28 protein-coding genes are annotated in these 24,468 nt (G+C 72.6%); 9 read left to right on the forward strand and 19 right to left on the reverse strand.

Features of this window, described 5'->3' with window-relative positions:
- Positions 1-34: 34 nt before the first annotated feature.
- The 3 genes from pstA to pstS all read right to left on the reverse strand — a co-directional run bounded on the left by pstA (position 35) and on the right by pstS (position 3,329).
- Entirely contained in the window at positions 35-1,114 is a 1,080-nt protein-coding gene (gene pstA, locus ACZ4Z1_RS26210) for a phosphate ABC transporter permease PstA (protein WP_468489066.1), read from the reverse strand.
- On the reverse strand, positions 1,111-2,106 hold the full coding sequence (gene pstC / locus ACZ4Z1_RS26215) for a phosphate ABC transporter permease subunit PstC (protein ID WP_468489067.1): 996 nt from the start codon (positions 2,104-2,106) through the stop codon (positions 1,111-1,113). The genes pstA and pstC overlap by 4 nt, the downstream gene beginning before the upstream one ends.
- A gap of 95 nt (positions 2,107-2,201) precedes the next feature.
- Positions 2,202-3,329 (reverse strand): phosphate ABC transporter substrate-binding protein PstS, encoded by a 1,128-nt coding sequence (gene pstS, locus ACZ4Z1_RS26220; RefSeq protein ID WP_468489068.1) that lies wholly within the window; start codon positions 3,327-3,329, stop codon positions 2,202-2,204.
- A gap of 578 nt (positions 3,330-3,907) precedes the next feature.
- On the opposite strand from pstS, the gene ACZ4Z1_RS26225 reads away from it, so the two are divergent.
- Positions 3,908-4,933, forward strand: coding sequence for a C40 family peptidase (locus tag ACZ4Z1_RS26225; protein WP_468489254.1), 1,026 nt, complete (start codon positions 3,908-3,910; stop codon positions 4,931-4,933).
- A gap of 424 nt (positions 4,934-5,357) precedes the next feature.
- Positions 5,358-6,722, forward strand: a complete 1,365-nt coding sequence (locus tag ACZ4Z1_RS26230) for a PP2C family protein-serine/threonine phosphatase (protein WP_468489069.1) — start codon at positions 5,358-5,360, stop codon at positions 6,720-6,722.
- A 32-nt stretch (positions 6,723-6,754) separates the two neighbouring features.
- Here ACZ4Z1_RS26230 and ACZ4Z1_RS26235 read toward each other — a convergent pair whose 3' ends face one another.
- The 3 genes from ACZ4Z1_RS26235 to ACZ4Z1_RS26245 form a co-directional block, all read right to left on the reverse strand.
- Complete coding sequence (locus ACZ4Z1_RS26235) at positions 6,755-7,096, reverse strand: DUF2516 family protein (RefSeq protein WP_468489070.1); 342 nt, start codon at positions 7,094-7,096, stop codon at positions 6,755-6,757.
- Positions 7,097-7,192: 96 nt separating this feature from the next.
- Positions 7,193-7,798 (reverse strand): hypothetical protein, encoded by a 606-nt coding sequence (locus tag ACZ4Z1_RS26240; RefSeq protein WP_468489071.1) that lies wholly within the window; start codon positions 7,796-7,798, stop codon positions 7,193-7,195.
- Positions 7,799-7,832: 34 nt separating this feature from the next.
- Complete coding sequence (locus ACZ4Z1_RS26245) at positions 7,833-8,267, reverse strand: helix-turn-helix domain-containing protein (RefSeq protein ID WP_468489072.1); 435 nt, start codon at positions 8,265-8,267, stop codon at positions 7,833-7,835.
- A 163-nt stretch (positions 8,268-8,430) separates the two neighbouring features.
- Between ACZ4Z1_RS26245 and ACZ4Z1_RS26250 the strand changes: the two genes are divergently transcribed.
- Both ACZ4Z1_RS26250 and ACZ4Z1_RS26255 read left to right on the forward strand, forming a co-directional pair.
- On the forward strand, positions 8,431-9,294 hold the full coding sequence (locus ACZ4Z1_RS26250) for an alpha/beta fold hydrolase (protein WP_468489073.1): 864 nt from the start codon (positions 8,431-8,433) through the stop codon (positions 9,292-9,294).
- Positions 9,287-9,841 (forward strand): TetR/AcrR family transcriptional regulator, encoded by a 555-nt coding sequence (locus tag ACZ4Z1_RS26255; RefSeq protein WP_468489074.1) that lies wholly within the window; start codon positions 9,287-9,289, stop codon positions 9,839-9,841. The genes ACZ4Z1_RS26250 and ACZ4Z1_RS26255 overlap by 8 nt, the downstream gene beginning before the upstream one ends.
- Positions 9,842-9,845: 4 nt before the next feature.
- On the opposite strand, the gene ACZ4Z1_RS26260 is transcribed toward ACZ4Z1_RS26255, so the two are convergent.
- The 3 genes from ACZ4Z1_RS26260 to ACZ4Z1_RS26270 all read right to left on the reverse strand — a co-directional run bounded on the left by ACZ4Z1_RS26260 (position 9,846) and on the right by ACZ4Z1_RS26270 (position 12,020).
- Positions 9,846-10,388, reverse strand: coding sequence for an SRPBCC family protein (locus ACZ4Z1_RS26260; protein ID WP_468489075.1), 543 nt, complete (start codon positions 10,386-10,388; stop codon positions 9,846-9,848).
- Positions 10,376-11,272 (reverse strand): RNA polymerase sigma-70 factor, encoded by an 897-nt coding sequence (locus tag ACZ4Z1_RS26265; RefSeq protein ID WP_468489076.1) that lies wholly within the window; start codon positions 11,270-11,272, stop codon positions 10,376-10,378. The genes ACZ4Z1_RS26260 and ACZ4Z1_RS26265 overlap by 13 nt, the downstream gene beginning before the upstream one ends.
- 157 nt (positions 11,273-11,429) lie before the next feature.
- Positions 11,430-12,020 carry a DinB family protein gene (locus ACZ4Z1_RS26270; RefSeq protein ID WP_468489077.1) on the reverse strand — a complete coding sequence of 197 codons (591 nt, stop codon included), beginning with the start codon at positions 12,018-12,020 and terminating at the stop codon, positions 11,430-11,432.
- Positions 12,021-12,141: 121 nt separating this feature from the next.
- Here ACZ4Z1_RS26270 and ACZ4Z1_RS26275 point away from each other — a divergent pair, with 121 nt between their 5' ends.
- Positions 12,142-12,300: a hypothetical protein gene (locus ACZ4Z1_RS26275; RefSeq protein WP_468489078.1), complete on the forward strand. Its 159-nt coding sequence runs from the start codon at positions 12,142-12,144 to the stop codon at positions 12,298-12,300.
- Entirely contained in the window at positions 12,293-12,850 is a 558-nt protein-coding gene (locus tag ACZ4Z1_RS26280; protein ID WP_468489079.1) for a DUF5710 domain-containing protein, read from the forward strand. The genes ACZ4Z1_RS26275 and ACZ4Z1_RS26280 overlap by 8 nt, the downstream gene beginning before the upstream one ends.
- Before the next feature lie 14 nt (positions 12,851-12,864).
- On the opposite strand, the gene ACZ4Z1_RS26285 is transcribed toward ACZ4Z1_RS26280, so the two are convergent.
- Positions 12,865-13,725, reverse strand: coding sequence for a putative protein N(5)-glutamine methyltransferase (locus ACZ4Z1_RS26285; RefSeq protein WP_468489080.1), 861 nt, complete (start codon positions 13,723-13,725; stop codon positions 12,865-12,867).
- A gap of 386 nt (positions 13,726-14,111) precedes the next feature.
- Between ACZ4Z1_RS26285 and ACZ4Z1_RS26290 the strand changes: the two genes are divergently transcribed.
- Together ACZ4Z1_RS26290 and ACZ4Z1_RS26295 are read left to right on the forward strand one after the other, a co-directional pair.
- Positions 14,112-15,497 carry a carotenoid oxygenase family protein gene (locus tag ACZ4Z1_RS26290; RefSeq protein ID WP_468489081.1) on the forward strand — a complete coding sequence of 462 codons (1,386 nt, stop codon included), beginning with the start codon at positions 14,112-14,114 and terminating at the stop codon, positions 15,495-15,497.
- Between the two features lie 87 nt (positions 15,498-15,584).
- Positions 15,585-15,788 carry a hypothetical protein gene (locus tag ACZ4Z1_RS26295; RefSeq protein ID WP_468489082.1) on the forward strand — a complete coding sequence of 68 codons (204 nt, stop codon included), beginning with the start codon at positions 15,585-15,587 and terminating at the stop codon, positions 15,786-15,788.
- A gap of 289 nt (positions 15,789-16,077) precedes the next feature.
- On the opposite strand, the gene ACZ4Z1_RS26300 is transcribed toward ACZ4Z1_RS26295, so the two are convergent.
- The 5 genes from ACZ4Z1_RS26300 to ACZ4Z1_RS26320 form a co-directional block, all read right to left on the reverse strand.
- Complete coding sequence (locus tag ACZ4Z1_RS26300; protein WP_468489083.1) at positions 16,078-16,644, reverse strand: NADPH-dependent FMN reductase; 567 nt, start codon at positions 16,642-16,644, stop codon at positions 16,078-16,080.
- A gap of 180 nt (positions 16,645-16,824) precedes the next feature.
- Positions 16,825-17,256, reverse strand: a complete 432-nt coding sequence (locus ACZ4Z1_RS26305; RefSeq protein WP_468489084.1) for an ankyrin repeat domain-containing protein — start codon at positions 17,254-17,256, stop codon at positions 16,825-16,827.
- Between the two features lie 139 nt (positions 17,257-17,395).
- Positions 17,396-18,637 (reverse strand): GNAT family N-acetyltransferase, encoded by a 1,242-nt coding sequence (locus tag ACZ4Z1_RS26310; protein ID WP_468489085.1) that lies wholly within the window; start codon positions 18,635-18,637, stop codon positions 17,396-17,398.
- Between the two features lie 96 nt (positions 18,638-18,733).
- Positions 18,734-19,714, reverse strand: coding sequence for an asparaginase (locus tag ACZ4Z1_RS26315; RefSeq protein WP_468489086.1), 981 nt, complete (start codon positions 19,712-19,714; stop codon positions 18,734-18,736).
- Between the two features lie 56 nt (positions 19,715-19,770).
- Positions 19,771-20,313 carry an RsiG family protein gene (locus ACZ4Z1_RS26320; RefSeq protein WP_468489255.1) on the reverse strand — a complete coding sequence of 181 codons (543 nt, stop codon included), beginning with the start codon at positions 20,311-20,313 and terminating at the stop codon, positions 19,771-19,773.
- Positions 20,314-20,622: 309 nt separating this feature from the next.
- Here ACZ4Z1_RS26320 and dtd point away from each other — a divergent pair, with 309 nt between their 5' ends.
- Positions 20,623-21,048 (forward strand): D-aminoacyl-tRNA deacylase, encoded by a 426-nt coding sequence (gene dtd, locus ACZ4Z1_RS26325; RefSeq protein WP_150248710.1) that lies wholly within the window; start codon positions 20,623-20,625, stop codon positions 21,046-21,048.
- Between the two features lie 64 nt (positions 21,049-21,112).
- On the opposite strand, the gene ygfZ is transcribed toward dtd, so the two are convergent.
- Genes ygfZ through ACZ4Z1_RS26345 form a run of 4 tightly spaced genes read right to left on the reverse strand, consistent with a single transcriptional unit; the run spans position 21,113 to position 24,467 of the window.
- Complete coding sequence (ygfZ, locus tag ACZ4Z1_RS26330) at positions 21,113-22,093, reverse strand: CAF17-like 4Fe-4S cluster assembly/insertion protein YgfZ (RefSeq protein ID WP_468489087.1); 981 nt, start codon at positions 22,091-22,093, stop codon at positions 21,113-21,115.
- Positions 22,094-22,112: 19 nt separating this feature from the next.
- Positions 22,113-22,592, reverse strand: coding sequence for a Fur family transcriptional regulator (locus ACZ4Z1_RS26335; protein ID WP_468489088.1), 480 nt, complete (start codon positions 22,590-22,592; stop codon positions 22,113-22,115).
- A 21-nt stretch (positions 22,593-22,613) separates the two neighbouring features.
- Positions 22,614-23,663, reverse strand: coding sequence for an ABC transporter substrate-binding protein (locus ACZ4Z1_RS26340; RefSeq protein ID WP_468489089.1), 1,050 nt, complete (start codon positions 23,661-23,663; stop codon positions 22,614-22,616).
- A 9-nt stretch (positions 23,664-23,672) separates the two neighbouring features.
- Positions 23,673-24,467, reverse strand: a complete 795-nt coding sequence (locus ACZ4Z1_RS26345) for an ABC transporter ATP-binding protein (RefSeq protein WP_468489090.1) — start codon at positions 24,465-24,467, stop codon at positions 23,673-23,675.
- Between the last annotated feature and the right edge of the window lies 1 nt (position 24,468).

A 24,468-nucleotide genomic window follows, 5' to 3' on the forward strand; every position in this document is an offset into this window, starting at 1 on the left:
TTTCGTGGAGCCCACGCCGTACAGGCTGTGGGGGTCAGCGGCCGGTACTGGGGGCCTTCCAGCGGGCGATGCCGCGGGCCACCAGGTTGAGGATCATGACGAAGGCGATCAGGACGAGCGCCGCGCCCCAGGCGCGGTCGTACGCCGCGTCCGTGCCGATCTGCCACTGCTGGAACACATACAGCGGCAGCGACTGCTGGGCACCTTCGAAGGGGTTGGTGTTGATCATCTTCGCGCCCCAGACCAGCAGCAGTACGGGCGCGGTCTCGCCGGTGATGCGGGCGATGGCCAGCATCACGCCGGTGGCGATGCCGCCGATCGAGGTGGGCAGCACCACCTTGAGGATGGTGAGCCACTTGGGCACGCCGAGGGCCAGGGACGCCTCGCGCAGCTCGTTGGGAACGAGCTTGAGCATCTCCTCGGTGGAGCGCACGACCACCGGCATCATCAGGATGGCCAGCGCCATCGCGCCGGCGAAGCCGGACGGACCGCAGCCGAGGATCAGGATCCACACCGACAGGACGAACAGGCCGGCCACGATCGAGGGGATGCCGGTCATCACGTCCACGAAGAAGGTGACGGCCTTGGCCAGCTTGCCGCGCCCGTACTCGACCAGGTAGATCGCGGTGAGCAGGCCGACCGGCGCGGCGATCAGGGTGGCCAGGCCCACCTGCTGCAGGGTGCCGATGAGGGCGTGGTAGATGCCGCCGCCGGCCATCGCGTCGGGCAGGGTGCCCATCGAGTGGCTGAGGAAGTAGCCGTCGACGACCTTGGCGCCGCGCGCGAGAGTCTCCCAGATGAGGGAGGCGAGCGGGATCACGGCCAGCAGGAAGCACATCCAGACCAGGCTGGTGGCCAGGCGGTCCTTGGCCTGCCGGGTGCCTTCGACGGCCGCGGCCAGCAGGAACGTACCGAGGATGAACAGCAGGGCGGCGATCAGGCCCCACTGGATGCGGCTCTCCAGGCCGGCGGCCAGGCCGATGCCGCAGGCCACGGCGGCCGCGGCCACGGCGAGGCCGGCCGGGGCCCAGCGGGGCAGCCGGGGCTGTTTGAGCGACACCGGCAGGGGTGCGCTGTCGGCGACGGGCCGTCGCGTGGTGACCGTGTTGCTCATGCGTTGGCCCCCGAGTACTCCTTGCGGCGGGCGATGATCAGGCGGGCCGCGCCGTTGACGAGCAGCGTGATGACGAAGAGGACGAGGCCGGAGGCGATCAGGGCGTCCTGCCCGAACTCGTCGGCCTCGCTGAACTTGCTGGCGATGTTCTGGGCGAAGGTGCCGCCGCCCGGGTCCAGCAGACTGGTGTTGATCAGGAAGCTGGGGGACAGGACGGTGGCCACGGCCATCGTCTCGCCGAGCGCGCGGCCCAGGCCCAGCATCGAGGCGCTGATGACACCGGAGCGGCCGAACGGCAGCACCGACATGCGGATGACTTCCCAGCGGGTCGCGCCGAGCGCGAGCGCGGCCTCCTCGTGCATCTTCGGCACCTGGAGGAAGACCTCACGGCTGACGCTGGTCACGATCGGCAGGATCATGATCGCGAGCAGGATGCCGACGGTGAACAGTGAGCGGGCCGCGTCGTCGCCGTACGCGAAGATCCCGGTCCAGCCGAGGTAGTCGCCCAGCCAGCTGGAGAGGCCGGTCAGGTGCGGTACGAGGAAGAGGGCGCCCCACAGGCCGTAGATGATGCTGGGCACGGCGGCGAGCAGGTCGATGACGTACCCGAGCGGGGAGGCGAGGCGGCGCGGCGCGTAGTGCGAGATGAACAGCGCGATGCCGACCGCGACCGGGACCGCGATGATCATGGCGATCACCGAGCTGACGACGGTGCCGAAGGCGAGGACGGCGATGCCGAACCTGGGCTCGGGGCCGGAGGTGTTCCACTCCAGGTGGGTCAGGAAGTTCGCGTGGTCCCCGGAGATGGCGATCACGGAGCGGATGGTGAGGAAGGCCGCGATGGCGGCCATGATCACCAGGAGGGCGATGCCCGAGCCGCGGGACAGGCCGAGGAAGATCCGGTCTCCGGGGCGGACCGCCTTGCCGGACACCGTGGGGGCGGCGGGGGGCGCGGGTGGTGGTGCGCTGGGTATCGAGGGTGCTGAGTTCATGGTTTCTCCGGTCTGCGGAGCCCGGCGGGGGCTCCTGGCGCGGCGGTGCACCGGACGGGCGGCGGCCTGCGGGGCGCGGGCCGCCGCCCGGTGGGTCAGGAGAGCGAGGAGACGGCCGAGCGGACCTTGTCGGCGATCTCGGTGGGCAGCGGCGCGTAACCCAGCTCCTTGAGGGAGTTCTGGCCGTCCTTGCCCGCGATGTAGGTCAGGAAGGACTTGGTGGCGGGCAGGGTCTCCGGCTTGTTGCCCTTGTCGCAGGCGACCTCGTACGTCACCAGGGTGATCGGGTAGGCGCCCTCGGCCTTGGTGGTGTAGTTGAGCTTCAGGGCCAGGTCGCTGCCCTTGCCGACCTGCTTGGCCTCGGCGATGGCCTGGGAGGCGTTGTCGACGGTGGCCTCGACCGGGTCCTTGGCGCCGGTGCTCAGCTTGACCGTGTTGATCTTGCTGGCCGTGGCGTACGACAGCTCGAAGTAGGAGATCGCGCCGCTGGTCTGCTTGACCTGCGAGGAAACGCCGGCCGAGCCGGCCGCGGCCTGGCCGCCCCTGCCCTCCCAGGTCTTGCCCGGCTCGTGCTTCCAGGCGTCGGGGGCAGCGCCCTTGAGGTACTTGGTGAAGTTGTCGGTGGTGCCGGAGTCGTCGGAGCGGTGGAACGCCTGGATCTTGAGGTCCGGCAGCTCGGCGTCGGGGTTGAGCTTCTTGATCGCCGCGTCGTTCCACTTGGTGATCTCCGAGTCGAAGATCTTGGCGAGGGTCGGCGCGTCGAGGACGAGACTGTCCACACCGGGCACGTTGTAGCCGACCGCGATCGGGCCGCCGACCATGGGCAGGTTGATCGCCTGGCCGCCCTTGCAGATCTTCTTGGACTTCTCCACCTCCTCGGGCTTGAGCGCCGAGTCGGAGCCCGCGAAGGCGGTCTGGCCCTGGAGGAAGGTGGTGATGCCCGCACCGGATCCCGTGGGCTGGTAGTTGATGTCGGTGTCCTTGCAGGCGCCCGAGTAGGCCTGCACCCAGGCGTCCATGGCGTTCTTCTGCGCGGACGATCCGGAGGCGAGCAGCTTGCCCTTGCCCTCGCACTTGATGTTGCCGGTCTTCGCCGTCGAGGCCGCACCGCCGCCACCACTGGTGTCGTCGGAGCCGCACGCCGACAGGGCCAGGGCACCGGTGACGGCGAGAGCGCCGACGGCGAGGGCGCGAACCCGGTTCTTGCGCTGCAGCTGCTTCACTGTCGTGAGTTCCTTCCTGGGGCGCGCCGCTTCTTCGGCGTGCGGGGTGGAGATAGGGGTGGTCACCGGCGCGGTGACCGGATCGTGACGGTGTGGCCACTGTGCGGCGGCCGCAGGGGTCGGGCAAGGGGCGCCGGGGCGGTGCGCCCGGTGGTTCAGCAATGCCGTGCCGCGTTCGCTCCGCAGGAGTGGCGCGCCGCTCGGTACGGCCGAAATTAGGCAGATCAGGTGAAGCCGCCGATGGAGGAGGGTGAACGCGGGGTGAACCTCGGCCGTCGGATGGGGGCGGCGTAGGGACGGCTTCGAATCCTGCGCGTGGGCCTGTCGGATTACCCGCCGGTATGGCAGCATCCGCGCCTGTAGAGGTGCACGAATCGGTGCGGAACGACCGGAGGTGGCTGGTGGGGCGGCAGGGGGCAGGGCGGGGCGATCGCGGTATGTACGGCGAACGCGACGTACGGGACCGTGCGGATGCGGTGGACGGGCCGCGGCGGCCGGGCGCGGGGAGCCGGGCGGGGGTACGGAGCCGGGCGGGCGCGGGGAGCCGGCGGGGGGCGCGGGGGCTGCGCGGCGCCGTGGTGGCCGCCACGGCGGTGGTGCTGGGCGTGACCGGCATCCTCGGCGGGACGGCTCCGGCCGCGTACGCCGATCCCGGGCCGGGCGTGTCCGAAAAGCGCCTCGAAGAGGTCCGCAAGGAGCTCGAAGGGCTCTACCGCAAGGCGGAGCAGGCCACCGAGGCGTACAACGCGGCGAAGGAGCAGGTCGGCCTCCAGCAGAAGGAGATCGTCAAGCTGGCGCGGACGATCGACCGCACGCAGCGGCGGATGGACGAACTCAAGCGCCAGGCGGGCGCGCTGGCCAGCGCCCAGTACCGGGGCGGCGGCATTCCCCCCGAGGCCCGGCTCATGCTCAACAAGGACCCCGAGGCGTTCCTCGACAACGCCACGCTGGTACGCAAGGGACAGCACGCCGCGAAGGACCTGAGCGACCAACTCGCGCGGACGAAGAACGCGTTGGAGGGGTACGCGCAGGACGCCACCGACCGCTGGGAGCGGCTGGAGGAGAACCGCCGCAGGACGGAGGCCGCGCAGCTCGACGTCCGCAAGAAGATCGAGGCCGCGCAGGCGCTGGAGTCGCGGCTGGCCGCAGAGGAGAAGGAGCGGCTGAAGAAGCTGGAGGATGCGCGGGCCCTCCAGGCGCAGCAGAAATGGCTGGATTCCGGCGTGCTGGAGGACATCGGCGCGCACGCCTCGGAGGCGGGCAAGAAGGCGGTCTCGTACGCGACTTCGCAGATCGGCAAGGACTACGTGTGGGGCGCGGAAGGCCCGGACACCTTCGACTGCTCGGGGCTGACGATGCGCGCCTGGCAGGCGGGCGGGCAGACGATCCCGCGCACCTCCCAGGAGCAGTGGCGCCGGCTGCCGCACGTCGCCCTGAAGGACATGCGCCCCGGCGACCTGATCATCTATTACCCCGACGCGAGCCACGTCGGCATGTACATCGGGGACGGCGCGATGGTGCACGCGCCGCGGCCGGGCCGGCAGATCACCGTCACCGGGGCCGGTTCGATGCCGATCCTCGGGGTGGTGCGGCCCGACCAGTAGGGACACGGGGCGGTGTGAGCGGGGGCGCGCCGGAGCGGTGCGGGCGGTGGCGCGCCGGAGCCGCGGTTCCGGGGGCGGCGCGGCTCATGAAGCCGTACGCGGCGGAGTTCGCGGTCTTGTACGGAGCGTGAGATCCACGTGCGTTTCGTCACGGAGCGCCGGGGGCCAACCTGACGCCGTCGAGGTGATGTTCGTCATTCCGCGGCGCTTCTTTCCCAGGTCACCAGCTGTGTGGGGCACGGCATATGACAAGTGCCGGGTGCCGTCGGCCATTCCGTAAGGCTCCGCGCTACCGCTATGGTCGCCTCTCGGTGCCCGGTGGCGCACTGCTCGGACCGACCCCCCGGGCGGCGGCGGAACCGGGCACAGCGGCGCGCCGTTCGGCGGGCCGCCGCACCCTCGGGGGGAGGGAAGGAAGCAGAGCATGTCCGTACCCATTCCGCGCCAGCGGACGGCCGTGCTGCCGGAGGAGGCAGCGCCGGCGGGCGACGCGCGCGACGACGCGGCGCCCGCGGCCGCCCAGGACACCTCTGCCGCCCCCGCCCCTTCGGCTTCCCCCTCTCCCGCCACCCGCTCCGCGGACACCGGCCTGACCCTGCTGCTCATAGGGGAGGACCCCACCAGCTCCGTTCCCGAGATGCGGGACTGGCAGGGCCGCCGGGTCCGCGTCCGTACAGCCCGCAATCTCACCGAGGCGGAGCGGCTGCTCACCGACGACGTGCACTGCATCCTGCTCGACCTGGCGCCCGCCTGCGCGCGGGAACGTACGGAAAAGGACGGGCCCGCGTCCGAGGAGGACGGCGGCCACGACGAGCTGGGCGCCCTGCGCGCGGTCCTGCGGATGGCCCCCTCCCACGCCGTCCTCGCGCTCACCTCCGAGGCCGACGCCGAACGGGCCGCCGAAGCCGTACGCGTCGGCGCGCAGGACTACCTCTTCCGCGACGAACTCGACGGCGCGGTCCTCAGCCGGGCCGTCCGGTACGCCGTCGAGCGCAAGCGCGCCGACCTCGCGCAGCGTCAGCTCACCGAGTCACGGATGCTGGCCCAGGAGAACCGCCGCCTGGAGCGCGGCCTGCTGCCCACACCGCTGCTGGACGGCTCCGACCTGCGCTTCACGGCCCGCTACCGTCCCGGACGCAGCCGCGCGCTGCTCGGCGGCGACTTCTACGACACCGTACGGACGGCCGACGGCACCGTGCACGCGATGATCGGCGACGTCTGCGGCCACGGCCCCGACGAGGCCGCGCTCGGCGTGGAACTGCGCATCGCCTGGCGCGCGTTGACCTTCGCCGGGCTGTGCGGCGACGCCCTGCTGTCCACCCTCCAGAAGGTCCTGGAGCACGAGCGCGCCGACGAGGAGATCTTCGCGACGCTGTGCCTGGTGGACATCACGCCGGACGGGCGGCACGCCGGAGTCTGCCTGGCCGGCCACCCCGCGCCGCTGCTCGCCCGGTCCGGTGGGGCGCCGCGGCTGCTCCCGTACGAGGAAGGCGGCCCGGCCCTGGGCCTGCTGCCGCGCGCCCGCTGGCCGCGCCGCCAGGTCGCGCTGGGCGGCGCCTGGAGCCTGATGATGTACACGGACGGCCTGATCGAAGGCCGCGTCGGCAACGGCAACCAGCGCCTGGGCCAGGAGGGCATGGCGGAGCTGGTGGGCCGTCAGATGGCCGCCGGGCTCCGGGGCGAGGAGCTGCTGGACGCCGCGGTCACGGAGGTGCGGGACCTCAACGGCGGGGAACTGACGGACGACGTGGCCGTCCTCCTGCTGGACCGGGGACGCGTACGGAACTGACGTACGCGCTCACCTCCGCCCCCCGGCTGCCGCTACCGCCCGCCGTTGAACGGCCCGTACGGCCCGTCCGAACTGGACCCGCCGCGGCGCGGGCCCCGGCCGCCGGTGATCCCCTTGATCGCGGGCCGCACGTCGACCGTGTAGACGATCACGGCGATCAGCCCGATGATCGGCAGGAACGACATCAGTGGCAGCAGGAACAGCAGCGCGGTGGCCAGCACCAGGAAGATCAGCCACAAGCCCTTGGTCTGCTTGTCGGCCGCCCGGTAGGCGTCCTCCCGCCGTACGGCCGCGTCGATGAGCATCACGGCGGCGTACACGGCCAGCACCAGCTGCACCCAGCTCAGCACGTTCTGGAACCCGTAGATCAGCACTGCCACCACCCGTTCGACTCGGTCCGTCGTCGGCCCACCGTACCCGGAGAACGGGCCGGACACGCGGGGCGTGCCCGGCCCGCCGCGCTGGTTCGGTTACTTGTCGTTCTCGCCCGGCGCGGTGGTCTTCTTCGCCGGCGTCTTCTTGGCGGCCGGAGCCTTCTTGGCCGTGGTGGTCTTGGCCTCCGGATCGGTCGTGCCGGTCGTCGCGGCCTCGGCGCCGCCCTCCGCCACGGGCTCCCGCTTCGGCTCCTGCTTCGGCTCCGGCTCGATCGCGACCGCGAGGTCCTCGGTGGCCTCGGCGGTCTCGCTGCGCCAGTTCTGCACCGCGCCGCGGCCGCGCTCGGCCAGCCCCTCGTAGCCCTCACGGGCCTTGACCGCGGTCTCGGCGACCCGGCCGACGCCCTGCAGCGCCAGGTCCTGCGCCTGCTGGCTGAGCTTCTTGAAGTCGGAGTCGAGCAGGCCCAGCTGACGGGTGATCCAGTCCTGCGCCTCCTTCGCCTCCTTGGTGACGCGGTCCTGCACGACCTTCGGGTCGGTGTTGCGGACGGCCTCGAAGCGCTTGGGAGCCTCCTGGCGGAACTTCTCGACCAGGGCCGGGAGCTCCTTGGCCTTCTCGGCGGCGAGGTCCACGCCGCCGGCGAGGGCGTACAGCGGAGTCGGGTCGGTCAGTGCCTTGCGGACGTCGTCGGTGATGGCCATGGCGTGGTTCCTCCTGGAATCGGTGGTCGGTCGCTCAGGTGGCGTGCGGGTCGCCGTCGGCCTCTCGGGCGTCCGGAGCGGGCTCGTGCGCCGTCGCGCCTCCGCTCTCGCCGCGCCCGCTCCCGTGTCCGTTCTCCTTGCGGAAGGACTCGTAGATCTGCAGCAGCACCTGCTTCTGCTTCTCGGTCAGCGCGGGGTCGGTGAGGATCGCGGTGTGCACCTCGACCCCGTCCACCTTCCGCTCGTCGAGGATCCCGGCCTGCACGTACAGCGTCTCGGCGGAGATCCGCAGCGCCTTGGCCAGCTGCTGCAAAATGTCCGCGCTCGGCTTGCGCAGCCCGCGCTCGATCTGACTGAGATACGGATTGGACACCCCGGCGGCATCCGCGAGCTGCCGCAGGCTCAGCTGCGCATTGCGCCGCTGCTCCCGCAGGAACTCGCCGAGATTGCCGACGTTGAGTGATGCCATACCCCGATGGTGCGCCATCGTGCTAACTATTGCAAGCGGGTGCTAGCAAAAGTGGCGTTGGGTTCGGGAGGGCCCGCCCCCACTGCGCAGAGCCGCCGAAACCGGCGTCCGGCTCCGGGCGGGATTCTGGCGTCCTATGGCTAATGGCATTAGCCTTTGAGCTATGGCTAGTAACGACAGTATGGGCCGGACCGCGATCCTGGAGGTCGAAGGCGGGCTGCTGGCGTACGAGGTGACCGGCAGCGGGCCGCTGATCGTGCTCGTGCACGGTATGGGCGACAACCGAGGTGCTTTCCGGGAGATGGGCGCCGGGCTCGCGGCCGCCGGGTACCGGGTCGCCGCGATGGACCTGCGGGGGCACGGTGAATCCAGCGTCGGCTGGGCGTCCTACACCCGTACCGACACGGCGGGCGACATCATCGCGCTGATCAGGCACCTGGGCGGCGGCCCCGCCGTCATCGTCGGCCACTCCTTCGGCGGCGGTGCCGCCACCATCGCCGCGGCCGAGGAGCCCGGCCTGGTCGACGCCATCGTCGAGATCGGCCCGTTCACCCGTGCCCAGCAGCCCGACGCGCGCGCACTCTTCTCCCACGCCCGCTACCGCAAGGGCATGAGCCTGCTGGCGGGCGCCTGCCTGCTGCGCAGTGTGCCGCTGTGGATGCGCTACCTCGACCACGCCTACCCGGGCAGCAGGCCCGACGGGTACGGCGCGCATCTCGTCGCGCTGGAGGCGGATCTGCGCAGGCCCGGCCGGATGGCCGTCGTCGGCCGCTTCGGTACGGCCGCGCCCGCCGACGCCGGTGCCCGGCTGGCCGACGTACGGTGTCCGGCCCTGATCGTCATGGGCACGCTCGATCCCGATTGGCCCGACCCCGGGAAGGAGGGCGAGGGCATCGTGGCGGACCTGCCTGCCGGGCTGGGCCGCCTGGAGATGGTCGACGGGGCGGGCCATTACCCGCATGTGCAGTTCCCCGCTGCCGGCGCCGCGCTCGTCCTGGACTTTCTCACCGGAGACGGACGTGGCTAGGGCAGCCCTCTCCACGAACGCGGTCGTCGACGTCGCGCTCCGGATCATCGACGAGAACGGCCCCGAAGCGCTCACCCTGGCGGCGGTGTCCGCCCGCGCGGGCGTGGCCGCCCCGTCGCTGTACAAGCACGTGCGCAGCCTCGCCGAACTGCGCGCCCTGGTATCGGCCCGCATCGCCGACGACCTCGCCGGCCAGGCCGGGGAAGCGGTGCTCGGCCGCTCCGCCGACGAGGCGATCCGTGCGTTCATGACGGCCTGGCGGTGCTATGTGCAGCGCCACCCCAACCGCTACCCGGCATTCATCCAGAGCCCGGAGCCGCGGACCGCCGAGGCCGGGGCGCGGCTGATCGGCATCATCTCCGCCACCCTCCGCGCCTACGGCCTGGAGGACTCCGCGGCCGTCCATGCCGCCCGCTGCCTGCGCGCGGCCGTCCACGGCTTCGCCGTACTGGAGGCCCAGGGAGCCTTCGGACTCCCGGAGAACCTGGACGACAGTTACGACCTGCTGATCCAGATGATGACCGCCGGTCTCCACGCGCGGCAGTGACGCGTCAGTCCGCCTGGCTTCGGTCCGTCCTGCCTCCGTCCGCTCGGCCTTCGGCGGGGCGACCGGGCCCCCGCGCGTCCGGTGCGCCCGGTCCCCGGCGGGCGGGTCCGGTCAGTGCGGCGTCCGCGGCCGCGAGGATGTTGCCGAAGGTGCGGGTGATGACCGGCCGCGCGACGAAGCGGGTGAGGAGGCCGCCGAGCAGAGGGACGGGGATCTCGGCGCGGGTGGTCCAGCGGACGTGGGTGCCGTCGGGCGTCTCGGTGAACGTCATGCGGCCGAGTTCGTGCCGGGACGGCGGCAGGCTGCGCTCGACGACGTACTCGGTGGCGTACGGCGGGTCGTAGTGTGTGATGCGCTCCCGGAACCAGCCGATCAGCCAGAGGTGGCTGCGCACCGCGCCGACGCCGTAGGGCGCCGACTCCCCGTGCCGGGTCAGGCGGCAGCGCAGCACCAGGGGGGAGCGGGTGTAGTGGGTGGTCGTGGTGAGCCAGGCGAACACCGTCGCGATCGGGGCGTCGATGACGCGTTCCACGGTCATGGTTTCCACGGCTGGGAGCCTCCTCTGTCGAGTGTGCGCACCGCGTCGGCGTGGTGCAGCTTGTCCGGGTTGCGGATGCCGTAGAGGCCGGTGATCCGTCCGTCGCCGATCTCGAAGGCGACCAGCCAGTCGAGACCGCCGTCCGTCACGAACCGCGCCGCGGGCATGCCGTTGTACGTGGCGGGCTCGGCGCGGGTGGTGGCGGCGCCGGCGCGGTACACGCCGAGGACGAACCGGGCGACCTCGGTGCGGCCGGTCACCGGGCGGCGGACGGCCGCCGCCTTCCCGCCGCCGTCGGAGAGCACCACGACATCCGGCGCCAGTAGGTCCATCAGCGACTGGATCTCACCGGTCGCCGCCGCGGACAGGAACCGCTGGACGATCTCCCCGGTGGCGTCCGAGACGGGCTCGAAGCGCCGCCGCCGCGCGTGGACGTGGCGGCGAGCGCGGTGGGCGGTCTGCCGTACGGCGACCTCGCTCTTGCCGATCGAGGCGGCGATCTCGCCGTGGGTGTACCCGAACACCTCGTGCAGCACGAACACCGCGCGCTCGGTCGGGTTCAGCGTCTCCAGGACGAGCATCATGGCCATCGACACCGACTCGGCCAGCACCACGTCCTCGCTCACCCCCGGCCCCGTACGGATCGGCTCGGGCAGCCACATCCCCACGTACTCCTCGCGCCGCGCCTTGAGCGCACGCAGGTGATTGAGGGCCTGCCGCGTCACCAGGCGCACCAGGTAGGCGCGCGGGTGCTCGACCGCGGCCGGATCGACCGCGCTCCACCGCAGGTAGCTCTCCTGGAGCACGTCCTCGGCGTCGGTGGCGCTGCCCAGCATCTCGTAGGCGATGGTGAACAGCAGCGAACGGTGATCGGTGAAGGCGTCCTCAGCCATGGACCGCCTCCACGGCGAGCGGGTGCGCACACCTCGGCATGGCAGCGGGCTCCTTTCCTCGGGCCACTCGGGCTTCCCGGACGTCATGGAGACACGTCGCGTCGGAAAAGCGTGACAGGCCGCCGGTGTGGGGCGCCTCACAGCGGCCCGCGCCCCGTCACGCCTCGCGGGCGGCGGCCTGCCGGGCGGCGCGTTCCAGGCGGTCGCGGTGGTTCTTCCAGTACGCCGCGTCGCCGGGAGCCATGTTGGAGTTCCCCGGGCGCTGGCCCGTGCTGCCGTCGATGAGTTCGCGGACGATGTCGGCGTGGCCGACGTGCCGGTGGGTCTCGCCGATCATGTGGACGAGGACGCGGTGGAGCGTCAGCCCGGCCCCGTTCCCTCCGGGGACGCGGCCGGCCGCGTCGAGGTCCAGGGTGGTGATCGTCGCGTCCGCGTGCGCCCACGAGCGGCGGTACCGGCCGATCACCTGTTCACGGGTCTCGTCGGGGGCCGCCCAGAAGTCCGAGTTCGGTTCGGCGTCCGTGGTGATCCACAGTGGCGGGCCGTCGAAGGGGCGGCCGAAGGTTTCACCGAAGTACCAGGTCTCGGCGCCGGTCAGGTGTTTCACCAGGCCCAGCAGGTTGGTGCCGGTCGGTGTGACGGGGCGGCGGATGTCGTACTCCGGCAGTTCTTCGAGCTTCCACAGCAGCGCGTCGCGGGCATCCTGGAGGGCCGAGTGGAGGGCTGCCTTGTGGGCTGAGTTGGTCATGGAGGACAGTTTGTGGTCGGTGTGGTCCCTGTCCAGCGGGTTTTCCAACGGCGTTGCCGACAGGCGGCGTTCGTCGCGCCGGGCGGGAGCGCCGTCGTCACCGGTGTCGCAGGGGGAGGAAATGGCTGCCGAACGAGAGTGGCTGGACGTGCCGTTCGCGGAGAAGGACGAGGCCAAGAAGGGGGGGAGCGCGGTGGGACCCGGCGGCCAAGCGGTGGTACGCGCCCCGGGCGGGGGTGGCGGCGCTGCGGCGGTGGGCGGCGGCACCGGACGTGCCTGACCTGCTGCCCGGTGAGGACCGCGACCTGGGCAGCGGTCTCTACGTCGACCTGGTGCCGCGGACCTGCTGGTTCACCAACGTACGGTCCTGTGTGGCCGCCAAGGACTGGGAGCGGCTGCGGCGTACGATCACCCGCCGGGCCGGCCGGCGCTGCGAGATATGCGGTGCCGTGGAGGACCGGGACGCCAAGCGGTGGCTGGAGGCGCATGAACGGTGGACCTTCGACGAGGCCGCCCGGGTGCAGACCCTCAAGCGGCTCATCTGCCTGTGCACCGACTGCCACACGGTCACGCATTTCGGGTACGCGCAGGTGCGCGGGCTGGAAGCGCAGGCGTTCGCGCACCTGGTGAAGGTCACCGGTATGACGGGCGGTGCGGCCCGCCGGCATGTCAGGGACGCGTTCGACGTGTGGGAGCGGCGGTCCCGGGTGGCGTGGGAACTGGACCTGAGCATGCTGACGGAGGCCGGTATCGAGCCGGCGCCGCCGCCCGGGGCGGGCGAACGGGCCCGTACCGCCGAGGAGACGCTCCGCAGGGAGCGGGGGCGGTAGGGCCCGCGCCGGCCTCAGGGCGTTCCGTCCGGTCTGGTGCCCACGGCCACGGTGGCGCTGAGATCGTCGTCCGTCGCCAGCCGGGTGACGAGGCCCTGGCGGCGGAAGGCTTCGAGGGTGCGGGGGGCCTGGCGTTCGCTGGTCTCGATCAGGAGATGGCCGCCGGGGGCGAGCCACCGCAGGGCCTCGGCCGCCACCCGGCGCTGTACGTCGAGGCCGTCCGTCCCGCCGTCGAGCGCCACGCGGGGCTCGTGGTCGCGGGCTTCCGGGGGCAGGAGGCCGATCGCCCCGGTCGGTACGTAGGGGGCGTTGACGACGAGGAGGTCGACGCGGCCGCGCAGGGCGGGCGGCAGCGGTGCGTAGAGGTCGCCTTCGTACACCCGGCCGGTGGCGGGCGGGATGTTGCGGCGGGCGCAGCGTACGGCGGCGGGTTCGATGTCGGTGGCGTGCAGATCGATGCGGGGAGGCGGGGCGGGGGCCGCGGGTCCGGGACCGCTCACGGCCGCGGCCAGTGCCGCGCCGACGGCCCCCGTACCGCAGCACAGGTCGACGACGACGGGCCGCGGCCCGGCCGCGTCACGGGCGCGGACGAGCGTGGCGGCCTGGCCGACGAGGAATTCGGTGCGGCGGCGGGGGACGAAGACGCCGGGGGCGACGGCGATCCGCAGGCCGCAGAACTCGGCCCAGCCCAGGACCTGTTCGAGGGGGAGGCCGGCGACGCGGCGGTCCGCCATGGCGGCGAGGTCGGACGGGGTGCGGGCCGTGGCGGCGAGGAGCTGTGCCTCGTCCTCGGCGAAGACGCAGCCGGCCGCGCGGAGTCTGGTGACGAGGCCGGTGAGGGACGGGGCAGCGGGAGAGGAGAGCGGACGTGACATGCGAGGTCGGGGCCTTTCGGGGTGCCGAAGGGCGCTCTCGCGGTCACCTGCCTCGCAGGGACCATACAGCCGTGAGGTGAGAGCACCCAGCCTGGACAGCGGTAATGGGTCTCACCTCCTCGGTCGTCCACTGTGTGGGCTGGTCACCTTACCCGAAGCCGGGAGCCGGGGCAGAGACGGCGGCACGGCCCGGGGGCGCGCGGGGGACGGGCGGTGGTGCGGCCCGGGGCACCGGCAGGGGGCGCGGGGCGGTGTGCTGCGCGCCCACCGGGCCGTCGCCGGTCTCGACGTGGCGGTGCCGGGGCTGGAGGGTGGAGGCGGGGTGCCTCCGCGGGAGGCGGTGACCGGGGGGTCGCCGCGGGGCGGGGCCGGAAAGGCGGGCGGCGATGGCGGGTGCCGGAAATCCTTACATGCGGGGGCTGTTCGCCCCGGTGCGGGAGGAGACCACCGCGTACGAGATGGCCGTGACCGGCCGGATTCCGGAGGAGCTGGACGGGCGCTACGTGCGCAACGGGCCCAACCCGCTGGGGGTGGACGACCCGGCGGCGTACCACTGGTTCAGCGGCGACGGCATGCTGCACGGCGTGCGGCTGCGCGGCGGCCGGGCCGAGTGGTACCGCAACCGCTGGGTGCGTTCCGACGCGATGGCGCTGCGCCTGGGCGAGAAGATCCTGCACGGGCCGCGCCACCTGGGCATGGACTTCGCCCCGAACACGCACGTCACCCGCTTCGCCGGGCGCCTGCTCGCACTGGTCGAGGGCGGGGCGCTGCCGTACGAACTGGACGGCGATCTGGACACGGTCGGCCCCTTCGACTTCGCCGGCACCCTGCCGGGCGGCCTCGCCGCGCACACCACCATCGACCCGGACACCGAGGAACTGCACTGCGTGGCGTACTGCTGGGCCTGGCCGTACGTGCAGTACCTGGTCGCGGGGACGGACGGCCGGATCCGGCGGCGCGTGGACATACCGGTCGACGGGCGGCCGATGATGCACGACTTCTCGCTGACCGAACGGCATGTGCTGCTGTACGACCTGCCGGTGGTATTCAACCCGGGCGGGGTGGGGGTCGGGCCGTCCTTCCCGTACGTGTGGGAGCCGGGGCGCCCGGCCCGGCTGGGCGTGCTGCCGCGGGAGGGCGAGGCGTCGGACGTGCGGTGGCTGGAGATCGATCCGTGCTTCGTCTTCCACCCGATGAACGCGTACGAGACGGAGGGCGGCAGCGGCCGGATCGTCGTGCATCTGGTGCGTTACGACCGGCTGTTCGCGAAGGGGCGTACGGGCCCTGACGGGTCGCCGCCCGCGCTGGAGCGCTGGACGGTGGACATCCGGGCGGGCCGGGTCCGGCGGGAGCGGCTGGACGACCGGCCGGTGGAGCTGCCGCGGGTGGACCCGCGACGGCTGACGCTGCCGCACCGGTACGGGTACGCGGTGCTGGAGTCCGGGGCGGCGGACACACGGGTGGCGCACTTCCCGGGGACGGAGCGGGTGGGGGCCGGGCTGCTCAAGTACGACCTGGAGCGCGGCACCAGCGAGGTGCGCCGCTTCACGGCGCAGGGCGGCGTGGGGGAGGCCGTGTTCGTGCCTGCCGGTCCGGACGCGGCGGAGGACGAGGGCTGGCTGTTGGCGTACGTCTTCGACCCGGAGCGCGACGCCACGGACCTCGTCATCCTCGACGCCCAGGATTTCACGGGCGAACCGGCCGCGCGGGTGCATCTGCCGGCGCGGGTGCCGGTCGGGTTCCACGGCGCGTGGATACCGGACCGGGAGTGAGCGGGGGCGGAATCCGGTTGCCACGCCCCTTTCCGATGCGCTTGCATTGGTACGCTGGACCGGGATGGCGACGGAAGGGAACGCGACATGACCGGAAACGACGGACAGGCGGCGCGCGCGGGGGCGGCGCTGGAGACGTACACCCTCTCCGAGCAGGGCTGGCGGACGAGCCCGAGCGAGACACTCCAGCGCATGCTGGCCGACCTGATGCACTGGTGCGACGCCACCCAGCGCGGCTTCGACCGCTCGCTGGCGGCCGCCCGGGAGCGGTACGCCGAGGAGCGGACGTAAGGGGGCGCCGGCGGCACGCCCGCCCGGGCCCGGCCCGCGATGCCCCGGCCCGGGCGGGCACGGCATCGGCTGCCTGGACGGCGGGCTCATGGCCGTACCGCCGGGCTTCGGTCCGGTGGGCGCCGCCGGCGTGACCGAACGGCTCGGCGGGGGCGGTGCGGCCTCCGGCCGGCAGCGGTGACCGGCGGGTTCCCGTACGGGGGTCGGGAATCCGCCGGCTGCCGCGCGGGGCACGTGCCCGACCCCCGTACGGGAACGTGCCGCGCGCGAACAGCCGCGGCCCTGCCCCTCATCCCGCGTACGGACGGGCCTCCCGTGCCTCGCGCAGCGCCTGGGCCCACCAGGCCAGCTGGTCCAGCAGCACGGTGGCGGCCCGGTCGGCGTCCAGGGGTTCCCGCAGCTTCCCCTCGTCGTCGAAGAGGCGGCCGGCCATCGGGAAACTGACCGTCTCGCGCACGGTCGTCGCGTGCAACTCGGCGAAGACCAGCCGCAGTTGCTCGACGGCCCGCAGGCCGCCGGAGATCCCGCCGTACGACACGAAACCGACCGGCTTGGCCTGCCACTCCTCGCGCAGCAGGTCGACGGCGTGCTTGAGCGGGGCGGGGAAGGAGTGGTTGTACTCGGGGGTGATGACGACGAAGGCGTCCGCGGCGCCGACGCGCTTGGCGTAGGAGGCCAGCTCCTCGCTGCCGTACCGCAGTTCGTACGGACGGATGTCATCCAGGTCGATCACGTCGACCACGACGTCGTCGCGCCGGCCGGCGTGTCCGGTGAACCAGTCGGCGACAACGGGCGCGAACCGGCCCTCACGGGTACTGCCGACGATGACGGCGAGGGTGAAGGGGCGCTCGGACATGGCGGGGCCTCCTGAGGCGGTGCTCCGAAGCCGGCGGTCGGCTTCGGAACCAGACGCTAAAACCTCAACCAAAGTTCATGTCAATGCCTGGCCCTGGGCTCACATCGCATCGGGTGGCGCATTCCGTGCCGCGCCCGGTGGCCCCGCCGCCCGGAGCACCCCTTCACCGGCCGCCCGGCGTCACTCCGCCCCGAACAACGCCAGCAGTTCCGCCTTCTGGAACATCCGGGCCGTCTCCACCGCCGACGGCGTGCCCGCGGACGGGTCGGCGCCGTGGGACACCAGGATGCGGACGACCGCGTCCTCGCCCTTGAAGACGGCGCCGGCCAGGGGGGTCTGGCCGCGGTCGTTGGGGCGGTCGGGATCGGCACCGCGTTCCAGGAGGGCTGTCACCGCGTCCGCGTGGCCGTGGTAGGCGGCCAGCATGACCAGGGTGTCGCCCTTGTCGTTGGTGAGGTTGGCGGGTACGCCGGCGTCCACGTAGGCGGCGAGGGTGCTGGTGTCGCCGTGCCGCGCCAGATCGAATACCTTGCCCGCGAGTTGCAGCACCTCGGGGTCGTGCGCGTGCTCGGTCGTGTCGGGTCCCTGTGGCTCCGTGTTCGCGTCACTCATGGTCGCCGGCCTCCTGCTTCGGTGGTACGGCGGTGTCTTTCCTGCAACTCCCGCCTGGGCCTTTACTTGTCCCCGCCACTGTATTCAGCACACCTGCCGGGCGGCCCCTGGCGCGCGCCGGAGTTCCGCCCGGGGCGCCTCAGAAGACGTCCGGGCACCACGGGCGTCGTGCTGTGCGCAGCAGGAGGTCGGCGGTCGTCAGGGCGCCCGGCCGCTCCTCGCCGGCCCGGCCCAGCGCGGCCAGCCGTACGGCGGACTCGTCGCCCAGGTAGAGGGCGGCGAAGGCGCTCACGTCCAGGGCGAGTTCCGCGCCGCGGTCCGTACGCGTACAGGTGGCGCCCTCCGGGCCGGCCTCCAGGAGGTAGCGTCCGCCGGCCAGTCCCGCTTCGTCCCGGATGTCCAGGACGAGGGAGCCGGATATCGGGTAGGTGCGGGCCTCCAGCAGCCGTGGGATGTCCAGCGGGCGTATCCACAGGTAGTCGGACTGCTGCACGATCCGTGCCGCGCGCGGGTCGCCGAGGTGGTACGGCAGCAGGTCGTCGGGGCCGCGCAGGCCCGTCCTGATGTGCATGACCCAGTCGATCGAGCACAGGAAGCGCCACAGGGCGCGCTCGGCGGCCGGGGTGGTCGTGGTCAGGCGGTCGACGGTGAGGGTGTGGCGCGGCAGCTTGTGCTCCCACACGTCGTCCGCCCGGTACGTGGCCAGGCCCTCGACCTCGCCGGACGGGGAGCGGTAGACGGCGTGGAAGCGGTCCTTGGCGGGGTGGTGCGGGAGCGGGACGGCACCGGTATGGATCTGCCACCAGACGGCGGGCAGGTCGATCGCGCCGGGCTGGCCGGCGCGGAACCGTTCGTGCAGCGCCGGGCCGGCCTCCCGCACGTCGGCGGCGTCGACGAAGTCGACCCGGCCGCCGTCGTCCGGGCCCGCGTGGCGCGGGTCCAGCGCGGCGCGGGCCACGTCGATGTGCCACTCGGTGGTCCAGGCGGCCGGCCCGAAGCCGTACCGCCCGTAGATCGGGTACTCCGCGGCGATCAGCGTGGCGAGGGCGTCACCGCGCTCCTTGGCGTCCCGCAGGTCGGCCGCCATCATCCGGCTGAGCAGGCCGCGCCGCCGGTGGGTGGGGGAGACCGTCACGGCCGTGACGGCGTCGGCGGGCACCCGCGCGCCGCCGACGACGGTCAGCTCCTGCGGGAAGCTGTGGAACGTGGCGACGCAGCGGCCGTTGTCGAACGCGCCCCGGGTGCGGTCCGGGTCGTAGTGGCGGCGGCGGTACTCGACCTGCTCCTCGGAGACCTCCGGGGGCCGCAGGAAGCCCACGTTCACGCTCCGCACCCAATCGGGGACGTCCGCGTCGCCGACCGTACGCACCTCGATGCTCATGTGCGTACGGTAGCTACGGCCCTGTCCCGGCGTCGCGGCAATATCGCGCGGTACGGCGCGGGCGGGGTGCCCGGGGCGTCCGGACACCCCGGAGCCTCAGAACGCCGCGCGGATCTCCCCGACGCGCTCGGCGCCGCCCAGCAGCGGCGCCTCCGCGATGCGCGACAGCACCGGCGACTCGACGCCCATCAGCCGGAGCACGCGGCCCAGTATCGGGCCGAGCGTGCGGGTCGCCCCGTCGTCCACCTTGAACGCCAGCGCCCGTCCGTCCGGCAGTGCCACCGCCTGCACGGCCTCCGCGCCCATCTTGGACAGCACGCCGGGCAGCGCCTGCATCAGCCAGGTGTCGGGGCGGCGGGTGCCGGCCACGTACTCCGGGTGGGCGCGCATCGCGTCGGCCACGCGCCGCTCCGGCGTACCGGGCCCGGCCAGCACGAAGTGCCGGAACGAGCGGGCCAGGCCGGTCAGCGAGATCGCCATCAGCGGCGCGCCGCAGCCGTCCGTACCGATGTGCTCGACGCGCTCGCCGCTCGCGGAGCGCACCGCCTCCAGGGCGAGCTGCTGGAGCGGGTGGTCCGGGTGGAGGTAGGTCTCCAGCGGCCAGCCGTTGGCGGCGCAGGCAGCCAGCATGGCGGTGTGCTTGCCGGAGCAGTTCATGGTCAGCGACTCGCGCATCCGCCCGGACGCCAGGTACGTCTCCGCCTCCACTGGGTCCAGCGGCAGGTCCGGCGGGGTCCGCACCAGTCCGGCGGACAGGCCGTGCTCGCTGAGCATCTTCTGGACGAGGTCGAGGTGAAAGCTTTCGCCGGAGTGGCTCGCGGCGGCCAGCGCCAGCCGCTCACCCGACAGGTCCAGCCCCGCCCGCAGGATCGCGGCGGCCTGCATCGGCTTGTTGGCGGAGCGCGGGAAGACCGGGGAGGACACGTCGCCGAGCGCGGTCTCGACGCTGCCGTCCGCCGCCAGGACCACCAGGGAACCGCGGTGCCGGCCCTCGACGAAGCCCGAACGCACGACCTCGGCGAGGACGGGGGGTATACCGGCCGGGGCGGACCCTTCGGTAACGGGGGAGGTGCTCATCGGGGGCCTTCCGGGGAGTGACCCGCGATCCCCCCCCGGAACCTGTGGCCGCCGGGTCAGGAGAGCAGGTCGTCTACTTGTGCTTCGCCTTCACGGTACCTGCGGGCGATCTCCGCACTGCAATCGTCGGCGGTCCGCTGCAGCGCCTGGCGACGCCGGGAGACCTGCTGCTCGTAGCGGACCAGGCGGCCCATCGCGTCGTGCAGCTCCTGGTCCGTACGGGCCGTCAGGTCCGACAGCTCCACCTCGCCGAGCATCTGCTCCGCCAGCTGGCGGTACTCCTCGCTGTGCGGCATGCCGAGCGTCACATGGCGGGCCGAGGAGCGGTGCCGCGACGGCCCGTCCGTGAGGATCTCCGGAAGCCGGTCCAGCAGGGGCGAGTGCGGGGCCGTGCGGCGGGTGCTCTCGGCCCGCAGGATGTCGATCCGGCCCTGGAGCAGCCGCCGCACATAGCTCAGGTCGGCCTCCTCCTGCTGCGCCTCGCGCCGTACGACGCGCAGGTCGGGCAGGCTCAGCCGGGGCAGGTCGGGCCGCGGGGCCGGGCGGAAGCGATCGCGTTGCAGCGGCGGCCGGTGCGGTGCCGTGCCTGCCTGGAACATGGGACCGTCCTCCGTGCGGGCGGACCCGGCGGGCGCCGGGGCCTGCGGGGTCGTACGGGCCGCAGTGGGCGCCGTACGGGCGATCGGTACGGGTCCGGGGGTGTGCCCGGGACCGGCAGTGCTCATGAGTCGTTCCGTCCCCTCGTCCGGTGCGGTCGTACGGGCAGGTTGTCCGCGCGACGCACCGCGTGCACGCATCGTGCCACTGCGGGAGGGCCGTCCGCAGGGCCAGCCATGGCCATGGCACCCGAACGGCCCCGGCAGGGTACGGCTGTCAGGGGCCCGGCGGCGGCGTGCATCATGGGCGGTATGCGAGCTGTGGTGCAGAGGGTCGACGGCGCACGCGTCGAGGTGGACGGCGAGACGGTCGGGGAGATCGTCGGTGAGGGGCTGTGCGTGCTGGTCGGGGTGACGCACGACGACACCCCGGCGAAGGCGGCGCAGCTCGCCAGGAAGCTGTGGTCGGTGCGCATCCTGGACGGCGAGAAGTCCTGCTCGGACACGGGTGCGGGGCTGCTGGTGATCAGTCAGTTCACTCTCTACGGTGACGCCCGCAAGGGCCGCCGGCCCACCTGGAACGCGGCGGCGCCCGGTCCGGTGGCCGAACCCCTCGTCGACGAGGTCGTCACCCGGCTCCGCGCCCTGGGCGCGGAGGTCGCCACGGGCCGCTTCGGCGCGGACATGAAGGTCTCGCTGACGAACGACGGCCCGTTCACGGTGCTCCTGGAGGTCTGAGGTGCGGGCGCTGCCCCGTGAGCCACCGGCCCGCGGCTCCCGCCACGGGCCGGTCCCGGCCGCCCTACGGCTCGACCACGACCTCCTGGGCCGCCGCGGTGCTCTCCGCGAGGAGCGGCGCGTCGGCGGGGACGTTGCGCTTGACCAGGGCCAGCGCGATGGGGCCCAGCTCGTGGTGGCGGGCCGAGGTGGTGATGAAGCCGATCTGGCGGCCTTCGGGGCCGTCGGCGGCCAGACGCACGGGGGCGCCGTGCGGGGGGAGGTGCACCTCGCTGCCGTCCAGGTGGAGGAAGACCAGGCGGCGCGGCGGCTTCCCCAGGTTGTGGACGCGGGCCACGGTCTCCTGGCCGCGGTAGCAGCCCTTCTGGAGGTGTACGGCGGTGCCGATCCATCCCAGCTCGTGCGGGATGGTGCGGTGGTCGGTCTCCATGCCCAGGCGCGGCCGGTGCGCCTCGACGCGCAGGGCCTCCAGGGCGAGGGTGCCGACGGCGGGGCCGCTGTCCGCGGCGAAGGACTCCAGCTCTTCCCGCGGCAGGAACAGGTCCCGGCCGTGCGCGGTCTCCCGGACGACCGCGTCCTTCGGGGTCTCGGTGATGGAGCCGGCCGGCAGGTGGACGACCGCGTACTCGGCCGTACGGTCGGCGACCTCGACGCGGTAGAAGAACTTCATGCTCTCCAGGTAGGCGATCAGCGCCTCCTCGTCGCCCGGCTCGGTGTGCAGCCAGGTCGTCCCGCCGTCGTCGACGAGGTAGAGGGCGTGCTCGATGTGGCCGTTGGCGGAGAGGATCAGCGCCTCGGTGGCGTGGCCGGGCGCGAGGTCGCTGACGTGCTGGGTCAGCAGCAGGTGCAGCCAGCTCAGCCGCTCGGGGCCGCTGACGGTGACCACGCCGCGGTGCGAGAGGTCGACGAAGCCGCGGCCGTCCGCGAGGGTGCGTTGTTCGCGGAACAGGTCGCCGTAGTGCGCGGCGACGCCTTCGTCGGGGGCCTCGGCCGGGACGGCACCGGGCAGCGACAGCAGCGGACTGGCTTCACGTTGACGCGGCATGCCCCAAGCGTACGACCGGCTACGGTGTGGCCCCCGACCCGCCCTCGGTGCCCGGCCCGCCGTCCGCAGCCTGCGCGGCGCACTTCTCGGTGCATGCCGCGCAGCGCCCGAAGATCGCGAAGTGCTTCAGGTCGGTGTCGAAACCGAACGTTTCCCGAAGCGTCGTCGTAAACGGTGCGGCCACCGTCTGATCGGCTTCGATCACTTCCGTGCAGTCCCGGCACACCAGGTGGATGTGGTGGTGCCGGTCGGCGAGGTGGTACGTGGGCGCGCCGTGCCCGAGGTGGGCATGGCTGACCAGGTTCAGCTCCTCCAGCAGCTCCAGCGTCCGGTAGACGGTGGAGATGTTCACACCGCCCGCCGTACGGCGCACCTCGGTGAGGATGTCGTCGGGGGTCGCGTGTTCGAGCTTGTCCACCGCCTCCAGCACGAGCTGTCGCTGCGGGGTCAGCCGGTACCCGCGCTTGCGGAGGTCGCTCTGCCAGTCGCTGCTCACCACACCGCCAGTGTAGGAGGGTGTTCAGCGGCCGCCTATTTTCCGCAGGTAGCCGGAGAGCGCGGTGACGGCCGCCGGATTGCGCGGGCTCTCCACCAGGTCGGCGTAGTCCATGACGTAGATGCGATCGTTCTTGACCGCCGAGACGTTCTTCAGTGGCGCGTACGACTTCAGGAACGACTTCTTCTGTTCGGCGGTCGGCGTGCCGTAATCGTTGATGACGATCACGTCAGGGTCGCGTTCGACCACCGACTCCCACCCGACCGTGGTCCAGGAGTCCTTCAGGTCCTTCATGACGTGGTCGCCGCCGGCCTTGGTGATGATGTCGTGCGGCCCGGCGAAACGGCCGGAGGTCATCGGCTTGTCCTGGCCGCCGTCGTAGAGGAAGACGGTGGGCCGTTCGCCGCCCTTGGGGGCCTTGGCCTGGGCGTCGGCGACCTGCTTGCGGTACTTCGCGATCAGCGCGTCCGCCCGCTCCTCGACGTCGAAGATCTTCCCGAGGGTCTTCAGATCGGTGTAGAGCGCGTCCAGCGGCGGCATCACCCCGCGGGCGCTGCCCTGGCCGCCGTCGGTCCCGTTGCGGCACGACTCGGTCAGGACGTAGCTGCCGATGCCGAGCTTCTTCAGGGAGGCGGGGGTGACGTCGCTGTCCTCGCCGAAGCCGTAGTTCCAGCCCGCGAAGACCAGGTCGGCCCTGGCGTCCAGGGCGATCTCCTTGGTGATCGCCTTCTTGGAGAGCCAGGGCACCTTGCCGTACGCGTCCTTCCAGGCGACGGCGTCGACCTTGCCCCGGTACTCCGGCATGACGTACCCGGCCATGTGGTCCTCCAGGCCGAGCGCGAACATGATGTCGGCGATCCCGACGTCGTTGGTGACCACGCGCCGCGGCGCCTTGTCGTACGTGGTCCTCGTCCCGCAGTTCTCGACCGTGACCGGGTAGTGCCCGGACCCGCCCGCCCCGGACGCTTTGGCGGCACCGTCCTTCCCGTCCTCGGCGACGTGCGCACCGCAGCCGGTGAGCGCGGCGAGCGTGAGGGCGGTGAGCAGGGCGGCGGAGCGGTGGCGGGTGCGCATGGAGGGTCCTTACGGGGTGGTCGAGGGGGCGGTACGGCCGGGCAGGCGGTCGAACAGGAGCTGTACGGCACCGGTCTCGGGGTGCGCCACGCGGTGCGCGCGCACCCCGAACACCTCGGCCAGCAGCTCCGGGCCCAGCACGTCGTGCGGCGCGCCGGAGGCGACGATGCGCCCTCCGGAGATGACGTACAGCTCGTCACAGTGCAGGGCGGCCAGGTTCAGGTCGTGCAGCGCGGTCAGCACCGTCAGTCCGCTGTCCCGCACCAGCGCCAGCAGTTCCAGCTGCTGCGCGATGTCGAGGTGGTTCGTCGGCTCGTCCAGCACCAGCACCCGCGGTTCCTGGGCCAGCGCGCGGGCGATCAGCACACGCTGCTTCTCGCCGCCGGACAGGCTCAGGAACGCGCGCCCGGCCAGGTGGTCCGCGCCGGTCCGTACCAGCGCCGCCTCGCACACCCGCAGGTCCGCCGCGCTCGGCCGCCCCGAACCGCGCTGGTGCGGCAGCCGCCCCATCGCGACGACCTCCGCGGCCGTGAAGCCGAACTCGGTCGCCGACTCCTGGGGCAGCGCGGCCAGGTGGCGGGCCCCTTCGCGTACGCCCATGGCGTGCAGGTCCGCGCCGTCCAGCCGGACCGTCCCGGCGGCCGGGCGCAGCGCGCGGTAGGCACAGCGCAGCAGGGTGGACTTGCCGCTGCCGTTGGGCCCGACCAGCCCGACGACCCGGCCGCTGCCCGCGTGCAGGGTGATGTCGTGCACGAGCCGGGCACCGGCCACGTCCACGGACACCGCGTCGATGTCGATCCGCATC

It is taken from the genome of Streptomyces sp. NPDC030165, from assembly GCF_055573595.1.

Excerpts from the sequence above, each read along its gene's own strand:
- pstA (WP_468489066.1), bottom strand. The coding sequence starts at position 1,114 with ATGAGCAACACGGTCACCACGCGACGGCCCGTCGCCGACAGCGCACCC.
- pstC (WP_468489067.1), bottom strand. The coding sequence starts at position 2,106 with ATGAACTCAGCACCCTCGATACCCAGCGCACCACCACCCGCGCCCCCC.
- ACZ4Z1_RS26230 (WP_468489069.1), top strand. The coding sequence starts at position 5,358 with ATGTCCGTACCCATTCCGCGCCAGCGGACGGCCGTGCTGCCGGAGGAG.
- ACZ4Z1_RS26240 (WP_468489071.1), bottom strand. The coding sequence starts at position 7,798 with ATGGCCATCACCGACGACGTCCGCAAGGCACTGACCGACCCGACTCCG.
- ACZ4Z1_RS26245 (WP_468489072.1), bottom strand. The coding sequence starts at position 8,267 with ATGGCATCACTCAACGTCGGCAATCTCGGCGAGTTCCTGCGGGAGCAG.
- ACZ4Z1_RS26250 (WP_468489073.1), top strand. The coding sequence starts at position 8,431 with ATGGCTAGTAACGACAGTATGGGCCGGACCGCGATCCTGGAGGTCGAA.
- ACZ4Z1_RS26265 (WP_468489076.1), bottom strand. The coding sequence starts at position 11,272 with ATGGCTGAGGACGCCTTCACCGATCACCGTTCGCTGCTGTTCACCATC.
- ACZ4Z1_RS26270 (WP_468489077.1), bottom strand. The coding sequence starts at position 12,020 with ATGACCAACTCAGCCCACAAGGCAGCCCTCCACTCGGCCCTCCAGGAT.
- ACZ4Z1_RS26275 (WP_468489078.1), top strand. The coding sequence starts at position 12,142 with ATGGCTGCCGAACGAGAGTGGCTGGACGTGCCGTTCGCGGAGAAGGAC.
- ACZ4Z1_RS26285 (WP_468489080.1), bottom strand. The coding sequence starts at position 13,725 with ATGTCACGTCCGCTCTCCTCTCCCGCTGCCCCGTCCCTCACCGGCCTC.
- ACZ4Z1_RS26290 (WP_468489081.1), top strand. The coding sequence starts at position 14,112 with ATGGCGGGTGCCGGAAATCCTTACATGCGGGGGCTGTTCGCCCCGGTG.
- ACZ4Z1_RS26295 (WP_468489082.1), top strand. The coding sequence starts at position 15,585 with ATGACCGGAAACGACGGACAGGCGGCGCGCGCGGGGGCGGCGCTGGAG.
- ACZ4Z1_RS26300 (WP_468489083.1), bottom strand. The coding sequence starts at position 16,644 with ATGTCCGAGCGCCCCTTCACCCTCGCCGTCATCGTCGGCAGTACCCGT.
- ACZ4Z1_RS26305 (WP_468489084.1), bottom strand. The coding sequence starts at position 17,256 with ATGAGTGACGCGAACACGGAGCCACAGGGACCCGACACGACCGAGCAC.
- ACZ4Z1_RS26310 (WP_468489085.1), bottom strand. The coding sequence starts at position 18,637 with ATGAGCATCGAGGTGCGTACGGTCGGCGACGCGGACGTCCCCGATTGG.
- ACZ4Z1_RS26315 (WP_468489086.1), bottom strand. The coding sequence starts at position 19,714 with ATGAGCACCTCCCCCGTTACCGAAGGGTCCGCCCCGGCCGGTATACCC.
- ACZ4Z1_RS26320 (WP_468489255.1), bottom strand. The coding sequence starts at position 20,313 with ATGTTCCAGGCAGGCACGGCACCGCACCGGCCGCCGCTGCAACGCGAT.
- dtd (WP_150248710.1), top strand. The coding sequence starts at position 20,623 with ATGCGAGCTGTGGTGCAGAGGGTCGACGGCGCACGCGTCGAGGTGGAC.
- ygfZ (WP_468489087.1), bottom strand. The coding sequence starts at position 22,093 with ATGCCGCGTCAACGTGAAGCCAGTCCGCTGCTGTCGCTGCCCGGTGCC.
- ACZ4Z1_RS26340 (WP_468489089.1), bottom strand. The coding sequence starts at position 23,663 with ATGCGCACCCGCCACCGCTCCGCCGCCCTGCTCACCGCCCTCACGCTC.
- ACZ4Z1_RS26345 (WP_468489090.1), bottom strand. The coding sequence starts at position 24,467 with ATGCGGATCGACATCGACGCGGTGTCCGTGGACGTGGCCGGTGCCCGG.